The following is a 13,162-nucleotide window of genomic DNA, read 5'->3' on the forward strand; positions in this document are numbered from 1 at the left end:
GCCGATCCATCGCCCGGTCAGGTTCCGCCAGCGTGCGGCCCTGGCCCGGTTTGGATGTCTGCCCAGCAAGCGAATTGCGCCACCGGCCACCGAAAGGGTCGCGCTGAGGCACGCCTGTATCAATGTATTTGAATCGAGGATCCTGCTATGAACATTACCGTCGTTGGAAGCGGCTACGTAGGGCTGGTTACCGGTGCCTGCATCGCGGAGATGGGCAACACGGTTTACTGCGTCGACGTGGACCAGACCAAGATCGACAACCTGAAGCAGGGCGTTCTGCCGATTTACGAGCCGGGCCTCGAAGAGATCGTCACCGAAAACCATGCATCCGGACGTCTGCACTTCACCACTTCGTTGGGTGAGGCGGTCGAGCAATCCGAAGTCTTCTTCATCGCCGTCGGCACACCGCCGGGTGAAGACGGCTCGGCAGACTTGCGCTACGTGCTGGAAGTTGCCCGGCAGATTGGCGATACGCTGACCGGTCCGGCGATCGTGGTGAACAAGTCCACTGTGCCGGTGGGGACCGCGGATCTGGTTCGCGCAGCGGTGGCCGAGCGTCTCCAGGCCCGTGGGATCGACATCGAATTCTCTGTCGTATCGAACCCTGAATTTCTCAAGGAAGGCGCTGCGGTCAACGACTTCATGCATCCGGACCGCATCGTTATCGGTGCCGATAACGAGCATGCTCGCCAGGTAATGAGTGCCCTTTACGCGCCCTTTATCCGTAATCGCCCACGCACCGTGTTCATGGGCATCCGCGATGCGGAAATGACCAAGTACGCCGCCAACGCGATGTTGGCGACCAAGATTTCCTTCATGAACGAGATCGCCAGCCTCTGCGAGCGACTGGATGTGGATGTCGAAAATGTACGCCTGGGTATCGGCTCGGATGAGCGCATCGGCTACCACTTCATTTACGCCGGCTGCGGTTATGGCGGCTCCTGCTTCCCCAAGGACGTCAAGGCGCTGATCAATATCGCGCATCAGAACGACTTCGAGCCCAAGCTGTTGCAGGCCGTGGAGGCCCGTAACGATCAGCAGAAACATTCGCTGTTCAACAAGATTTCTACCCACTTCGACGGTGATCTCAGCGGCCGCACCTTCGCCGTCTGGGGATTGGCGTTCAAGCCCGGCACCGATGACATGCGCGAAGCGCCGAGTATCGTGCTGATCAACAGCCTGATCGAGGCGGGCGCCAAGGTTCGCGCTTTCGATCCGGTGGCACGCGAGACCGCTCGCCGTGAATTCCCTGAAGCCTGGTTCGCCGATGGCCGTCTGCAAATTGTCGAGGGTCAGTACGAGGCGGCCATCGATGCCGACGCGCTGTGCCTGGTGACGGAATGGAAGCCGTTCCGCCGTCCGGATTTCCGCGCCCTGAAGCGTCTGCTGAACACCCCACTGATCATCGACGGGCGTAACCAGTACGATCGCGAGCAGGTCAAGCGTGAAGGCTTCGGCTATTACGGCATCGGCCGCCAGCCGATTCAGGTCTGAACGAGGGCTGCGAGTGAGCGTCATCGACCAGCCCAGCGTTCGGCGCGGCTCTTCCCCAATGCGGGAAAGGCTGGCCTCGCTGTTGCACGGAAGCATGCGTAGCAAATTGCTGCGCAACATCCTCACCGTGGTGACCGGCACCGCCGGCGCGCAGGCGATCACTCTGGCTTTCATGCCGGTGATCACCCGTATCTACGGGCCGGAAGCCTACGGTGTTCTGGGCACCTTTCTCAGCGTGACCATGATGCTGATTCCGGTTGCCGCGCTGACCTATCCCATCGCTATCGTGTTGGCCAAGCGCGATGGCGATGCGCGAGGGCTGGTGCGGCTGGCGCTGACGACGGCACTGACGCTGGCGACAGTTGTTGCTCTGGCATTGCAGTTGTTCGGAGATCGGCTGGCTGCGGCGCTGGAGATCCAGATCATCCAGCCGTACCTGATGCTCATTCCGTTCGTGATGTTCTGCGGAGCAGCGCTGGAAATCTGTCAGCAATGGCTGTTCCGCACTCAGCGCTTCCATATCACGGCGAGCGTGGCGGTGGGGCACTCGCTGTTGTTCAATTCGATGCGGACCATTGCCGGATTCGTGCAGTCTTCAGCGCTGGTGCTGGTATGCACCACCGCCCTGCAACAGGCGCTGCACGCGTCGATGCTGGGGCTGGCGATGCTGCGCGCGAAACCGCATAACGACAACCACGCCGACGAAGCCGAGCAGGGCGATTCGGGCATGTTCGAGCTGGCCCGCCGGCACAGCGATTTTCCAAAATATCGCGCCCCGGTGATGCTGATCAACGCCGTCTCGCAGCATTTACCAACGCTGGTGTTGGCAGCCTATTTCGGCCCTGCCGCCGCCGGTTTTTTTGCCCTGTGCAAGCAGGCATTGACCATGCCGACCAATTTGATCGGCAAGTCGGTAGCCGACGTTTATTACCCACGCATCAGTCGCGCCATCCACGATCGCGAACCGGTCACGGCGATGCTGCTGAAGGCGACCACTGCGTTGGGTCTGGTCGGTCTGGTGCCGTTTTCCATGGTGGCGGTGTTCGGTCCCTGGCTGTTCGCGCTGGTATTCGGTGAGCAGTGGCACGTGGCTGGCGAATATGCCCGCTGGCTGGCGCTGGCCGAGTACGTGATCTTCGTTTCGCGGCCCTGCGTGGTGGCGGTCCCGGCGCTGTCGCTGCAAGGCCGTTTCCTGCTGTTCGAGATATTCAGCACCAGTCTGCGCGTGCTTTCGCTGTTCGGCGGCGCGCTGCTGATCGGCAATGCGCTGGCCACTGTCCAGTCCTTCGCCGGCGCCAGCATCGTCATTTATTCATCGCTGATCGTGATCGTGCTGATCGCCTCGCGCAGGTGGTACGCAGCCCAGCAGCCGAAAGCCCAGCACCCCGAAGAGAGTTTCGATTGATATGAAGGTATTGCACTTGGTCGCTGGTGAATTGACCGGAGGCGCTGCTCGCGGCGCCTACTGGTTGCACCAGGGGTTGCGCTCGCTGGGTGTCGACTCGCTCGTCTATACCAACAGCCAGGTCACCCATGGCGACACCTCGGTGGTGTCCGTCAGTCGCAGCAAGAAAGACAAGATCATCAGCATCGCCAGAAGCCAGGCCGACCAGGCGTTCGCCAGTGTCTACCGGGGCCGTCAGTCGGGCATGTTCAGCGCGGGCGTGATGGGTGCCGACTTCACCGACAGCGCTGAGTGCCGTGCTGCTGATGTAGTGCATCTGCATTGGGTCAACGGTGGTTTCGTCGACATGAAACACCTGGCCAAGCTGCACAAGCCGGTGGTCTGGACCATGCGTGACATGTGGCCGATGACCGGTGGCTGCCATTACGCCATGGGCTGCGAGAAATTCGTCACCGGTTGCGGCAGTTGCGATCAGCTCGGCAGCACGTCCGACAAAGACCTGTCGCGCTTCGTGCTCAACCGTAAGCGCAAATATCTGCCAGCGTCGATGAAGATGATCGGCATCAGCGACTGGGTCACCGAGCAGGCCAGGCGGAGTTTGCTGTTTCGCGACTTCGACGTGCGCACCATTCATAACAACGTCGACAGCAATGAGTTCTTCCCGCTCGACAAGCAACTGGCTCGGCAACTGTTAGGGCTGAACACCGACAAGAAGATCATTCTGACCGGCTGCACCAGCGCCAAGGACACCTACAAAGGCTTTGGCAAATACCTCGAGATGCTCAAGCACCTCGATCCGGCCAAGTACCACCTGTGCTTCTTCGGCAAGCTGGATCAGTCCATCGCCGACGGGTTGGGTTTCGACTACACCTCGTTCGGCTATTTGCACGACAGCATCTCGCTGCGCCTGCTGTATTCGGCGGCTGATGTGTTCATCGCGCCGAGCCTGATGGAGGCTTTCGGCAAGACCCTGGCTGAAGCCATGGGCTGCGGGACGCCAGTGGTGTGCTTCGATGCCACCGGCCCGAAGGACATCGTGACCCACAAGCATGACGGCTTTAAAGCTGCGCCCTTCGAGGCTCAGGGGCTCGCCGAGGGCGTCGAGTGGATCACCGGCGAGGCGGATTATTCACAACTCGCGCTCAACGCACGAGAAAAGATCACCAGCACCTTCGACAGCTTGGTCATCGCGCGGCAGTACCAGGCGTTGTACGAGGAAATGCTCGCATGAACGGTCCGTCCGTCTGCGCCGGGTATCACAGTAACGTCTCGTTAACTTCGACTGCCAACAATCACTCGAACCTGCTGTCTGGGGCAGGGCGCTCAGTTGCGCCTGCCCGGCAATGCATAACCAACCCCCTTGTCATCTGGAACCTACAGGTACTCTGAAATGGAAAAGAAACGCGCGCTGATCACCGGAATCACTGGCCAGGACGGTTCCTACCTTGCCGAGTTTCTGCTGGAAAAGGGCTACGAAGTGCACGGCATCAAGCGCCGCGCCTCGTTGTTCAATACTCAGCGGGTCGACCACATCTACCAGGACCATCATGTCGAGAACCAGAACTTCGTTCTGCATTATGGCGACCTGACCGATTCGTCGAACCTGACGCGGATCATCCAGGAAGTGCAGCCCGACGAGGTGTACAACCTGGGTGCGCAGTCGCACGTCGCGGTCAGCTTCGAGTCGCCCGAATACACCGCTGACGTGGACGGCATGGGTGCGCTGCGCATTCTCGAAGCCATTCGCCTGCTGGGGCTGGAAAAGAAAACGCGTTTCTACCAGGCCTCCACTTCTGAGCTTTACGGTCTGGTGCAAGAGACTCCACAGAAGGAAACCACGCCGTTCTACCCACGCTCGCCCTACGCGGTGGCCAAGCTGTACGCCTACTGGATCACGGTCAACTACCGTGAGGCCTATGGCATGTACGCCTGCAACGGCATCCTCTTCAATCATGAGTCGCCGCGCCGCGGCGAAACCTTCGTGACCCGCAAGATCACCCGCGGCCTGGCGAATATCGCTCAAGGGTTGGAGAAATGTCTGCACATGGGCAACCTCGATGCCCTGCGCGACTGGGGACATGCGAAGGACTATGTGCGCATGCAGTGGATGATGCTGCAACAGGATCAGGCCGAAGACTTCGTTATCGCGACCGGTGTGCAGTACTCGGTGCGCGAATTCATTCGCTGGTCGGCCGCTGAACTGGGCGTCGAGCTGCGCTTCGAAGGCAGTGGCGTGGAGGAATGCGCCATCGTCGCGAGCGTTGCAGGGGACAAGACGCCGGCACTCAACGTAGGCGATGTCATCGTCCGCATCGACCCGCGCTACTTCCGCCCGGCGGAAGTGGAAACCCTGCTCGGCGACCCGAGCAACGCCAAGAACAAGCTAGGCTGGACTCCGGAAATCAGCGTGCAGGAAATGTGCGCCGAGATGGTCCGCGAAGACCTGAAGGTCGCCCAGCGCCATGCTCTGCTGAAAGAGCACGGCTTCGACATTCCAGTGACTTTGGAGAACTGAATATGAATCGTGACGCACGTATTTTCGTTGCGGGGCACCGGGGCATGGTCGGCTCCGCGATCGTCCGCCGCCTGCAGGCGCTGGGGTACGACAACATCATTACGCGTGGGCGTGAAGAGCTGGATCTCGTCGACCAGGCGGCGGTGAATGCGTTCTTCGCCGAGAACAAGATCGACCAGGTTTACATGGCTTCTGCCAAGGTCGGCGGCATCCACGCCAACAACACCTATCCGGCCGAGTTCATCTACCAGAACCTGATGGTCGAAGCGAACATCATCCACGCGGCGCACTGCAACGACGTCAACAAGCTGCTGTTCCTCGGCTCATCGTGCATCTATCCGAAGTTCGCTGAACAGCCGATGAAGGAAGAGGCCCTGGTGACCGGCGTGCTGGAGCCGACCAACGAGCCGTATGCGGTGGCCAAGATTGCCGGTATCAAGCTGTGCGAGAGCTACAACCGCCAGTACGGCCGCGACTATCGCAGTGTGATGCCGACCAATCTCTATGGCCCCAACGACAATTTCCATCCAGAAAACAGCCATGTGGTGCCGGCGCTGCTCAAGCGCTTTCACGAGGCGACCCAGCGCGGCGACAACGAAGTAGTGATCTGGGGTAGCGGCAAGCCGCAGCGCGAGTTCCTCCATGTTGATGACATGGCCGCCGCCAGCGTGCACGTGATGGAACTGGATGATGCGACTTACCAGGCGCATACCCAGCCGATGCTGTCGCATATCAACGTCGGTACTGGTGTCGATTGCAGCATTCGCGAACTGGCCGAAACCATCACCCGAGTCACCGAATACCAGGGTCAGCTGATCTTCGACAGCAGCAAGCCGGACGGCACGCCGCGCAAGCTGATGGACGTTTCTCGCCTCAAGGCATTGGGCTGGCAGGCCAGCATCAGTCTGGAGGACGGTCTACGTGACGCTTATCGCTGGTTCGTCGAAAACCAGCACCAAGCGCGGCACTGACCGTTATCGCCGCGTCCCGCCGCTGGGTAAAGAACGTGGCGCATTTGGCTGAGCAGCAGCGGACTTTTTCGCCGCTGCCGTTGTCCATCCATGGCACATGTTTCCTCGCCGTGGATGAACCGCCTCCCCAGAGTCGTCAACCATGCCGGCTGGGTTCTATGTTCGCCACGTCAAATCTGGATATTGGGGATAGCGCTTGTTAAGGAAAGTTCTGGCGTACAAGAATCTACTGTTCATGCTGCTGTTGCTGAACTCCACCTGCTTCTTCCTGACGGACGACAAGCGGGCAGGAATTCCGTATCTCCAGGAGCTGTTTCTGCTGGTTGTTCTGGCTGCTACAGCCTGCCTGTTCGTCGCATGGAAGTGGGTCTACCAATCCAAGACCAGTCTTTGGATCCTTTTCATGGGCACCATGTTGCCCGTGATATCCGCGGTGCTCGCGAACCTCAACTTTAGCCAGCCTCTCGCATACGGCCTGCTCGAAGAGCGTCGCTTCTTTCAGTATCTGGTGTTTTTCCCGACGCTGTTTCTTTTGATCAAGGCGGCTCCGACCCAGGAAGAATTGGCGAAATATTTCCTCTACGTAGCCATGTTCTGCGCAACCTTGGGCTTTGCCTATTACCTGGGAATCATCCCGCAGAACAACGTGTTTTCCTTTACCGTCGACAACTGGACGCAATACGACGATCTGTTGCGGCCGAATCGCTTCCGTATTGGCTCGCCCTTCGTCACGATCGCGGCGTTCATGCTGATGTACAGCATGAAGGATCGGGTCACCCTTGGGCGGTTGCTGATTCTGCTCTACTTTGTGGCCTATCTATGGCTGGTGATGCAGACCCGGCAGACCATGCTGGTCTGGGCATTGGCCGGCATGTGGATTTTCCGCAAGCGTATCGACTCGTTGATGAAGATGAGTGTGCTCGGTGTAACGATCTTGCTGGTTTCGTATTTCCTGGTGCCAGAGTTTTATTACGAGCAATTCGCGAGATTCGACGCGTTGTTATTCGACGCCACATCGGGACCTGGCGTGCGAGACCTGACCGTCTCGATCATTCTGGATAGCATCAGCGCCAACAACTATTTCGGTATGGGTGCGTTGTCCCTGCAATGGAATGGCGGGTTTACGAGAATCTATAACTCGCACTTCTACCTCGCCGATGTCGGTATATTCGGCGTCTACTATCGCTACGGATTTCTTACACCAATCGCTGCACTGGTTTTCTATGGTGGCTTCATCTGGATAATGCGGCAGTGCTCGAACAAGGGCAGCCTGCTGGCGGCACTGCAACTATCTTTCGTGGTCGGTATGCTGAATATTGCGCTCTCCAACGCGCTGACGTTTTCCGGCGATATTTATGGCATGGCCGCGGCATTCTTTCTTTATTACGCCAAGTTGCAAACGGCAACTACCCCTCTTACGGCAAATCTCGGGCAGGTAAATTATGGTCAGTTTCAGTATCGTAACTATAAACTGGAATAATCTGGATGGCCTCAAGGAAACCTATCAGAGCGTGGCCAGCCAGACCTATCGGAACTTCCGCTGGATTGTCATCGATGGCGCATCCAAAGATGGCAGCGGCGAGTGGCTGCGGAACCTCGATGATAGTCAGGCGGAAATAATCATCGAACCTGATAAGGGTATCTATGACGCGATGGACAAGGGGCGTCTTCGCGCCATCGAGACGCCAGGCTATACCTTGTTTCTCAATAGCGGCGACTCACTTGCCGGTCCTGATGTGCTGGCGCAGATAAATGCTGAATTGACGGCGTCAGCAGTTGCGCCAAAATTCATTTATGGTGACTTCTATCGGAAAGAATCCGCCGACAATCTAAAACTTATCAGTGCACGACCCATCGAACGTGCCCCACTGGGTTTGCCAGCCAGCCATCAGACGATGTATTTCGAAAATGAACGGTTGCGTAATTTTCGATTCAGGCTCGACTACAAACTCTCAGCGGATTACTGCCTGTTGCTCGAGTTCTTGCAAGGGTTGGATCTGCGAAGTGAAGTCATGCAACTGTCGTTTCCATTGTGCATATTCGATACCAATGGCGTGTCGCACAAGCGTCGCTTCGAGGCGATTCGTGAAGACATGGATATCAGAACGCGCTTTCTGAATTTTTCCAGGCCGAACGCTTTCGCGCTGTATGTGTTGCATTACATGCATACGCACAGCAAGCAACTACGCTCGGCTTTAGGGCGTTAACGGATAGACAGGATGCTCTATCCAGTTGGACCATTAAAAGAACAGGGTGAAGGAGCGTGTTCATTGAATTACCGAAGCCTTAATGATCTATCGCGGCTCAGCACAGAATGTGCGGGGAAAATTTCCACCGATATCGACTTGGTGGTCGGCATACCACGGAGTGGGATGTTGGTGGCGAGCATCATCGCGCTGAAGCAGAACCTGCCATTGACGGATCTTTACTCGTTTCTGCGCAACGATGATTTAAAGAAAGGCAGTACGCGTACTTACAAGCATGCCGAGCTGATCAAGCCAAGGGATGCCAAAAAGATTCTGTTGGTGGATGACAGCATATCCTCAGCCAGGTCGATGCGGGCCGCGGAGGAGCAGGTCCGCGCCGTCTACGAGGGCAACGTCGTGACCATGGCGGTATTCGCCGAAAGACACAATCGACACCATGTGGACATGTACCTGGATCTCGTCGAACAGCCTCGCGTGTTCGAATGGAACGTCATGCACCATCCTTTTCTGACCCAGGCCTGCCTCGATATCGACGGCGTGCTCTGTGTTGACCCGACTACCGAGGAAAACGACGACGGTCCGAACTACCGAGGCTTCCTCAGCTGCACACGCCCGCTGTTCATTCCTTCGGTCAAGGTCGCCCATTTGGTGACCAGCCGACTGGAGAAATACCGCACCGAAACCGAAGAGTGGCTCCAGCGCAACGGTGTGCAGTACGGAACCCTGCACATGCTCGACCTTCCCACAGCCGAAGAGCGTCGCCGGTTGAACATTCACCACAAATTCAAGGCGGAGGTTTATGCCAGACAACCGCTGACGCGGCTATTCGTCGAGAGCGAGGTCAAGCAGGCCGTCGAAATCATGAAGCTCAGCGGCAAGCCGGTGTACTGCATCGAAACCAACGAAATGTATGTGCCGGGTCAGGTATACAACCTAAAGGCCAATACATTACGGAAGACTTATAGCTTGAAGGCGAAACTGATCGGCAAAGCAAAATCGACAATGGCGAAATGGATGTCGGCATCGCCATCGTCGAAAAGCTGAATGCTCCGTTTCGGCCGCGTCAGATATGCGGCCGGTACGTAGCGAGAGGGGCCATAGTGCTCAGCCATTTGGTCCGATGCGGCTGCAATCGCCCTTGCCGATGTACTTGCTGAGTATTTCCCATTGTGGACGGTTCTTACCGTCCTTCGTCGGCTCGATGGACAACTTGTACTTGCCCCAGGCCGAACCAGCCGCCCAATAGGTCATGGGAACGCAGTGTTCCTGCAAATAAGACAGCAGGTTATCCATTGCTTCCAGCAGGCGCGGCTCATCAGCAGGGATACCAAACTCACCGATTTGACCTTGCTTGTCATGCTTGATCAGCCAGTCGATAAAGGGTTTGACTCTTTTAACGCCGAGCATGGTGTCGAAATCATCTTCCAGCGGTTCCTTGTATTGTCCGCTACTGTGTTTGTCGAGGTACAGGTGAGCGGAGAAAACCAATTTGTCGGAGGGGTCTTTCAATTGCAGCAGCGGATCATTGAACTTTGGCCAAAGAAAGCTGCTGGACCAGAAGTTGCCTTCGATGAGCAGGGTCCGCTTCGTGTCGTGCTTTCTAATTGCATCGATGCCGGCTTGAGCGGCTGCCGGCCAGTATTTGTCCGCTCCGTGTGGCTCGTTCATGATGTCGTAAGCGTAGAGACCGTCTTGATCTTTCCAGCGCTTGGCAATGCGCTCCAGCAAGTCTTCATAGGCGGATATCGGTACTGCATCGGTTCCGATTATTTGTTTCCGGTAACGGGCATAATTATGGATGTCGAGGATGACACGCATGTCGTTGTCGGCGGCCTGCTGCAGTGTCTGTTCGATCAACTGTGCATAGTCTTCGTCCAGTTCTCCATTCAGTTCGTGCTGCAAACGCTCCCACATGATGGGAAAGCGAATGGTCTTGATTCCCTTGTCTCGCCACTTAGAAAGGTATCCTGGGGCAGGGAAGAAATAATTTGTTTTATATTTTCCGGGTATGACATTGCCGGAAAAAGCGGCACCACCAATATTCAGCCCGACCAGATCAATATTTTCTGCCTCGCTTGCGGCACTCCCAAGCACAAGTGCGAGTCCGAGGAGTATTCCTTTTGACCGTTTCGAAGCACTGCGTGTCCCTATCATCTCACGACCTCTTTTTTACTCTTTGGGGGTCGCTGGCGCGACTGCTTCGTTTGTCCGACATAGGCACGCATTGTTCATTTTTTTCTCAGCGAACCTTCGTCCTGTGCGCACAGCCCAAACCAGGCTTGCCCGCATAGAGCATTACCGACCTTGACTTGATTAAAGACAGAGAAGCTATTTATGAAAAATCCCCTCGCCAGAAGGATGGATCCCTTGATTGGGAAGCTGAAACTACTGGATGAGACTGACACTGGCCCTTTTATATCTGAGCTGAAGAAGCGTGAGTCACCGACCATCCTTGGCTTCCTCAATCAGCACGGCTACAACATTGCGCAACGTCATCCATCCGTCCTGGACAGTTTTCTACAAGTCAACTATCTGCTGCGCGACGGTATCGGGATCAAGATGGCCTGTTTTTTCAACGGGCTCGATCCAAAGGCCAACCTCAATGGTTCCGACTTCATTCCTGAAATGATCGAAGAGTTGGTGGGTAGCTCCGAAGATCGCTATGAGCTGTTCGCGATGGGTACTCGTGAGCCCTGGTTGAGCGACGGCGCATGCAGGCTGTTCGGGGATCGTAAGTTCTACGCGGTTGATGGGTTCAAGCGTTCCGAGGACTATTTGAAGTTCTACCAGGACCATCATATTCCGGGTCGCTTCCCGATCATCGTGCTGGCGATGGGCATGCCCAAGCAGGAGCATGTGGCGCTACATCTGCAGAAAGCGATGGATACCAGCGCGCTGTTGATCTGTGGTGGCGCCATTCTGGATTTCTCGGCGCAGCGCTTTCCCCGTGCGCCGATGTTCTTTCGCCGCTTCGGGCTGGAATGGGCGTTCCGCATGCTTATCGAGCCGCGCCGCCTGTTCAAGCGTTATGCCGTTGGGATTCCGGTGTTCTTCTATTATCTGTCGCGCAATGCCTTCTCCGGTGCACGCCGTGTCGGTGGCTGGACCGCGCTCAAGCGCGAGCCCTGAATCGGCTCGTTGCCGCACGGCGAAAGCGTCGGCGGCAGGGCAGGAAGGGGGGGCAGTTAAGCTCAGTAGGCATCGTTACGTGGATCACCTAAGAGCACGCAGCCACTCACGCAGCTACTAGCGTCCACTGAGCCCCGAACGTTAGGGAAACAGGCTATTGAAGCGATTTCGGCGAGCAGGCCTTGCTCGTCGTGTAACCCAGCAGGTTCATCGGCAACGCCAATGTCATCAATGCCAGCGCGAGCGGCCCGGTGGGCTTGGCGCCGTGGATTACGGCTGTTAACAATAGCGGTGGCTGGCTCGAAAAGATCTGCAGAAACTGTGGGCGGCAGTCGATAGCCAGGAAGATTTATATCGATACAGCGTGGGTCGGACGCGGCTCAGCGTAGCGTGACACCGACAACGTTTCGTGTCCGCCCGGAACATCCGCACCAGCGTAATCGTCCCCCCGCGCCAGCATTCAACACCTGGCCAGCCAGAAGCCCGACGGGCTTCGATCTCCCGAACTCCCGAAGCAATCCCTCCAATCGAATCCCTGTCTTTCCTTCCTTCATCCCGCCAGCCGTGCCAGCTACTTGTCAGGTTGCGCCTGGCCCGGTTGTCTTCAGCGGCTCTCCCGCCCCCTCGGCATACGTCAGCTCACCATCCTCCAGCCGCGCGGGCGAGGTGTAGGGGTGCGGCGTCAGCCGCTTCTCATCCTGGATGTGCAGTACTTCTATGCCGCGCAGCTTCAATACGTCCGACACCATGGAGCGATGGCATCGCCACCACAGTACTTCCGCGCACATCATCGCGGTCGGTTGCTCCGCTGCCAGACGCAAAAGTCGTTGCAGCCCGCTGGCAAATTCGTCGGTCTTCAAGTGTTCGGCATAGCCGCGGAAGGACGTGTTGCGCCAGGCGCTCGTGTTCGGCCCCGGAGGGGCTCGGCGGCGCCCACCGAGTTCTTCGATCCACTCATAGGCGATCCCGTTCTCGGCGAGCGAGGCTTCAAGATTCGCCGACATGAACTGAGGCAAGCGCCTCGACCCCGGGAAACGTCGAACGTCGGCAACCGCCTCGATGCCGTAGTCCCTTAGCAAAGCGATAAACGCCTCCGGGGTGCGTGTGGAGTGGCCGACTGTCCAGATCTGCTGTGGCAGTGCCATGGGTCACTTAGCCTTGGTCAGTGCACTGCCCTTGTGCATCGCCACGTGGTCTGTCTTGTCACTTTGAATTTCATATTGGGGCTCCTCCGGGCTGGCTCGTCGCATGTGCCCTTTGTAGTCGGTGTCCTGCGTATGCACCTTGATGATATGGCCTGTTACATGGCCCGCTTCTGAATTCCAGCGGACATGGTCACCGACCTTGAACGTTTGCTGCGTCATGGTTGCTCCGGTTGCCAGTAATGGGTGTTGGCGCTGATGGAAAATTGACCCACCTTGCCGATTGAAATTTGACCCAG

Annotated in this window: 12 protein-coding genes; 9 read left to right on the plus strand and 3 right to left on the minus strand. The window is 57.3% G+C overall.

From position 1 onward, the window contains the following. Positions 1-147 precede the first annotated feature (147 nt). The 8 genes from AC2LD7_RS13520 (at position 148) to AC2LD7_RS13555 (ending at position 9,636) form a co-directional block, all read left to right on the plus strand. Positions 148-1,494 (plus strand): UDP-glucose dehydrogenase family protein, encoded by a 1,347-nt coding sequence (locus AC2LD7_RS13520; protein WP_484598248.1) that lies wholly within the window; start codon positions 148-150, stop codon positions 1,492-1,494. 94 nt (positions 1,495-1,588) lie between these two features. Further along, positions 1,589-2,899 carry a lipopolysaccharide biosynthesis protein gene (locus tag AC2LD7_RS13525; protein ID WP_484598249.1) on the plus strand — a complete coding sequence of 437 codons (1,311 nt, stop codon included), beginning with the start codon at positions 1,589-1,591 and terminating at the stop codon, positions 2,897-2,899. 1 nt (position 2,900) lies between these two features. Continuing rightward, positions 2,901-4,130: a glycosyltransferase family 4 protein gene (locus AC2LD7_RS13530; RefSeq protein ID WP_484598250.1), complete on the plus strand. Its 1,230-nt coding sequence runs from the start codon at positions 2,901-2,903 to the stop codon at positions 4,128-4,130. Between the two features lie 159 nt (positions 4,131-4,289). After that, a complete protein-coding gene (gene gmd / locus AC2LD7_RS13535; RefSeq protein WP_484598251.1) occupies positions 4,290-5,414 on the plus strand; it encodes a GDP-mannose 4,6-dehydratase in 1,125 nt (374 codons plus the stop codon). A gap of 2 nt (positions 5,415-5,416) precedes the next feature. Beyond that, entirely contained in the window at positions 5,417-6,385 is a 969-nt protein-coding gene (fcl, locus tag AC2LD7_RS13540) for a GDP-L-fucose synthase (protein ID WP_484598252.1), read from the plus strand. Positions 6,386-6,581: 196 nt separating this feature from the next. Next, positions 6,582-7,865: a hypothetical protein gene (locus tag AC2LD7_RS13545; protein ID WP_484598253.1), complete on the plus strand. Its 1,284-nt coding sequence runs from the start codon at positions 6,582-6,584 to the stop codon at positions 7,863-7,865. A gap of 31 nt (positions 7,866-7,896) precedes the next feature. Further along, positions 7,897-8,592: a glycosyltransferase family protein gene (locus AC2LD7_RS13550; protein ID WP_484598254.1), complete on the plus strand. Its 696-nt coding sequence runs from the start codon at positions 7,897-7,899 to the stop codon at positions 8,590-8,592. A 63-nt stretch (positions 8,593-8,655) separates the two neighbouring features. After that, positions 8,656-9,636 carry a phosphoribosyltransferase family protein gene (locus AC2LD7_RS13555; RefSeq protein WP_484598255.1) on the plus strand — a complete coding sequence of 327 codons (981 nt, stop codon included), beginning with the start codon at positions 8,656-8,658 and terminating at the stop codon, positions 9,634-9,636. Between the two features lie 60 nt (positions 9,637-9,696). On the opposite strand, the gene AC2LD7_RS13560 is transcribed toward AC2LD7_RS13555, so the two are convergent. Continuing rightward, entirely contained in the window at positions 9,697-10,746 is a 1,050-nt protein-coding gene (locus AC2LD7_RS13560) for a glycoside hydrolase family 5 protein (protein ID WP_484598256.1), read from the minus strand. Positions 10,747-10,926: 180 nt separating this feature from the next. Between AC2LD7_RS13560 and AC2LD7_RS13565 the strand changes: the two genes are divergently transcribed. Next, positions 10,927-11,721, plus strand: a complete 795-nt coding sequence (locus tag AC2LD7_RS13565; protein ID WP_484598257.1) for a WecB/TagA/CpsF family glycosyltransferase — start codon at positions 10,927-10,929, stop codon at positions 11,719-11,721. A gap of 578 nt (positions 11,722-12,299) precedes the next feature. Here AC2LD7_RS13565 and AC2LD7_RS13570 read toward each other — a convergent pair. Both AC2LD7_RS13570 and AC2LD7_RS13575 read right to left on the minus strand, forming a co-directional pair. Beyond that, on the minus strand, positions 12,300-12,866 hold the full coding sequence (locus AC2LD7_RS13570; RefSeq protein WP_484598258.1) for a DUF488 domain-containing protein: 567 nt from the start codon (positions 12,864-12,866) through the stop codon (positions 12,300-12,302). Between the two features lie 3 nt (positions 12,867-12,869). Beyond that, positions 12,870-13,085, minus strand: a complete 216-nt coding sequence (locus AC2LD7_RS13575; protein WP_484598260.1) for a hypervirulence associated TUDOR domain-containing protein — start codon at positions 13,083-13,085, stop codon at positions 12,870-12,872. Positions 13,086-13,162 lie beyond the last annotated feature (77 nt).

This window comes from Stutzerimonas sp. (genome assembly GCF_982611455.1).

Coding starts and splice junctions, on each gene's coding strand:
- AC2LD7_RS13530 (WP_484598250.1), top strand. CDS start 2,901: ATGAAGGTATTGCACTTGGTCGCTGGTGAATTGACCGGAGGCGCTGCT.
- AC2LD7_RS13570 (WP_484598258.1), bottom strand. CDS start 12,866: ATGGCACTGCCACAGCAGATCTGGACAGTCGGCCACTCCACACGCACC.
- AC2LD7_RS13575 (WP_484598260.1), bottom strand. CDS start 13,085: ATGACGCAGCAAACGTTCAAGGTCGGTGACCATGTCCGCTGGAATTCA.
- AC2LD7_RS13525 (WP_484598249.1), top strand. CDS start 1,589: ATGCGTAGCAAATTGCTGCGCAACATCCTCACCGTGGTGACCGGCACC.
- AC2LD7_RS13560 (WP_484598256.1), bottom strand. CDS start 10,746: ATGATAGGGACACGCAGTGCTTCGAAACGGTCAAAAGGAATACTCCTC.
- gmd (WP_484598251.1), top strand. CDS start 4,290: ATGGAAAAGAAACGCGCGCTGATCACCGGAATCACTGGCCAGGACGGT.
- AC2LD7_RS13565 (WP_484598257.1), top strand. CDS start 10,927: ATGAAAAATCCCCTCGCCAGAAGGATGGATCCCTTGATTGGGAAGCTG.
- AC2LD7_RS13520 (WP_484598248.1), top strand. CDS start 148: ATGAACATTACCGTCGTTGGAAGCGGCTACGTAGGGCTGGTTACCGGT.
- fcl (WP_484598252.1), top strand. CDS start 5,417: ATGAATCGTGACGCACGTATTTTCGTTGCGGGGCACCGGGGCATGGTC.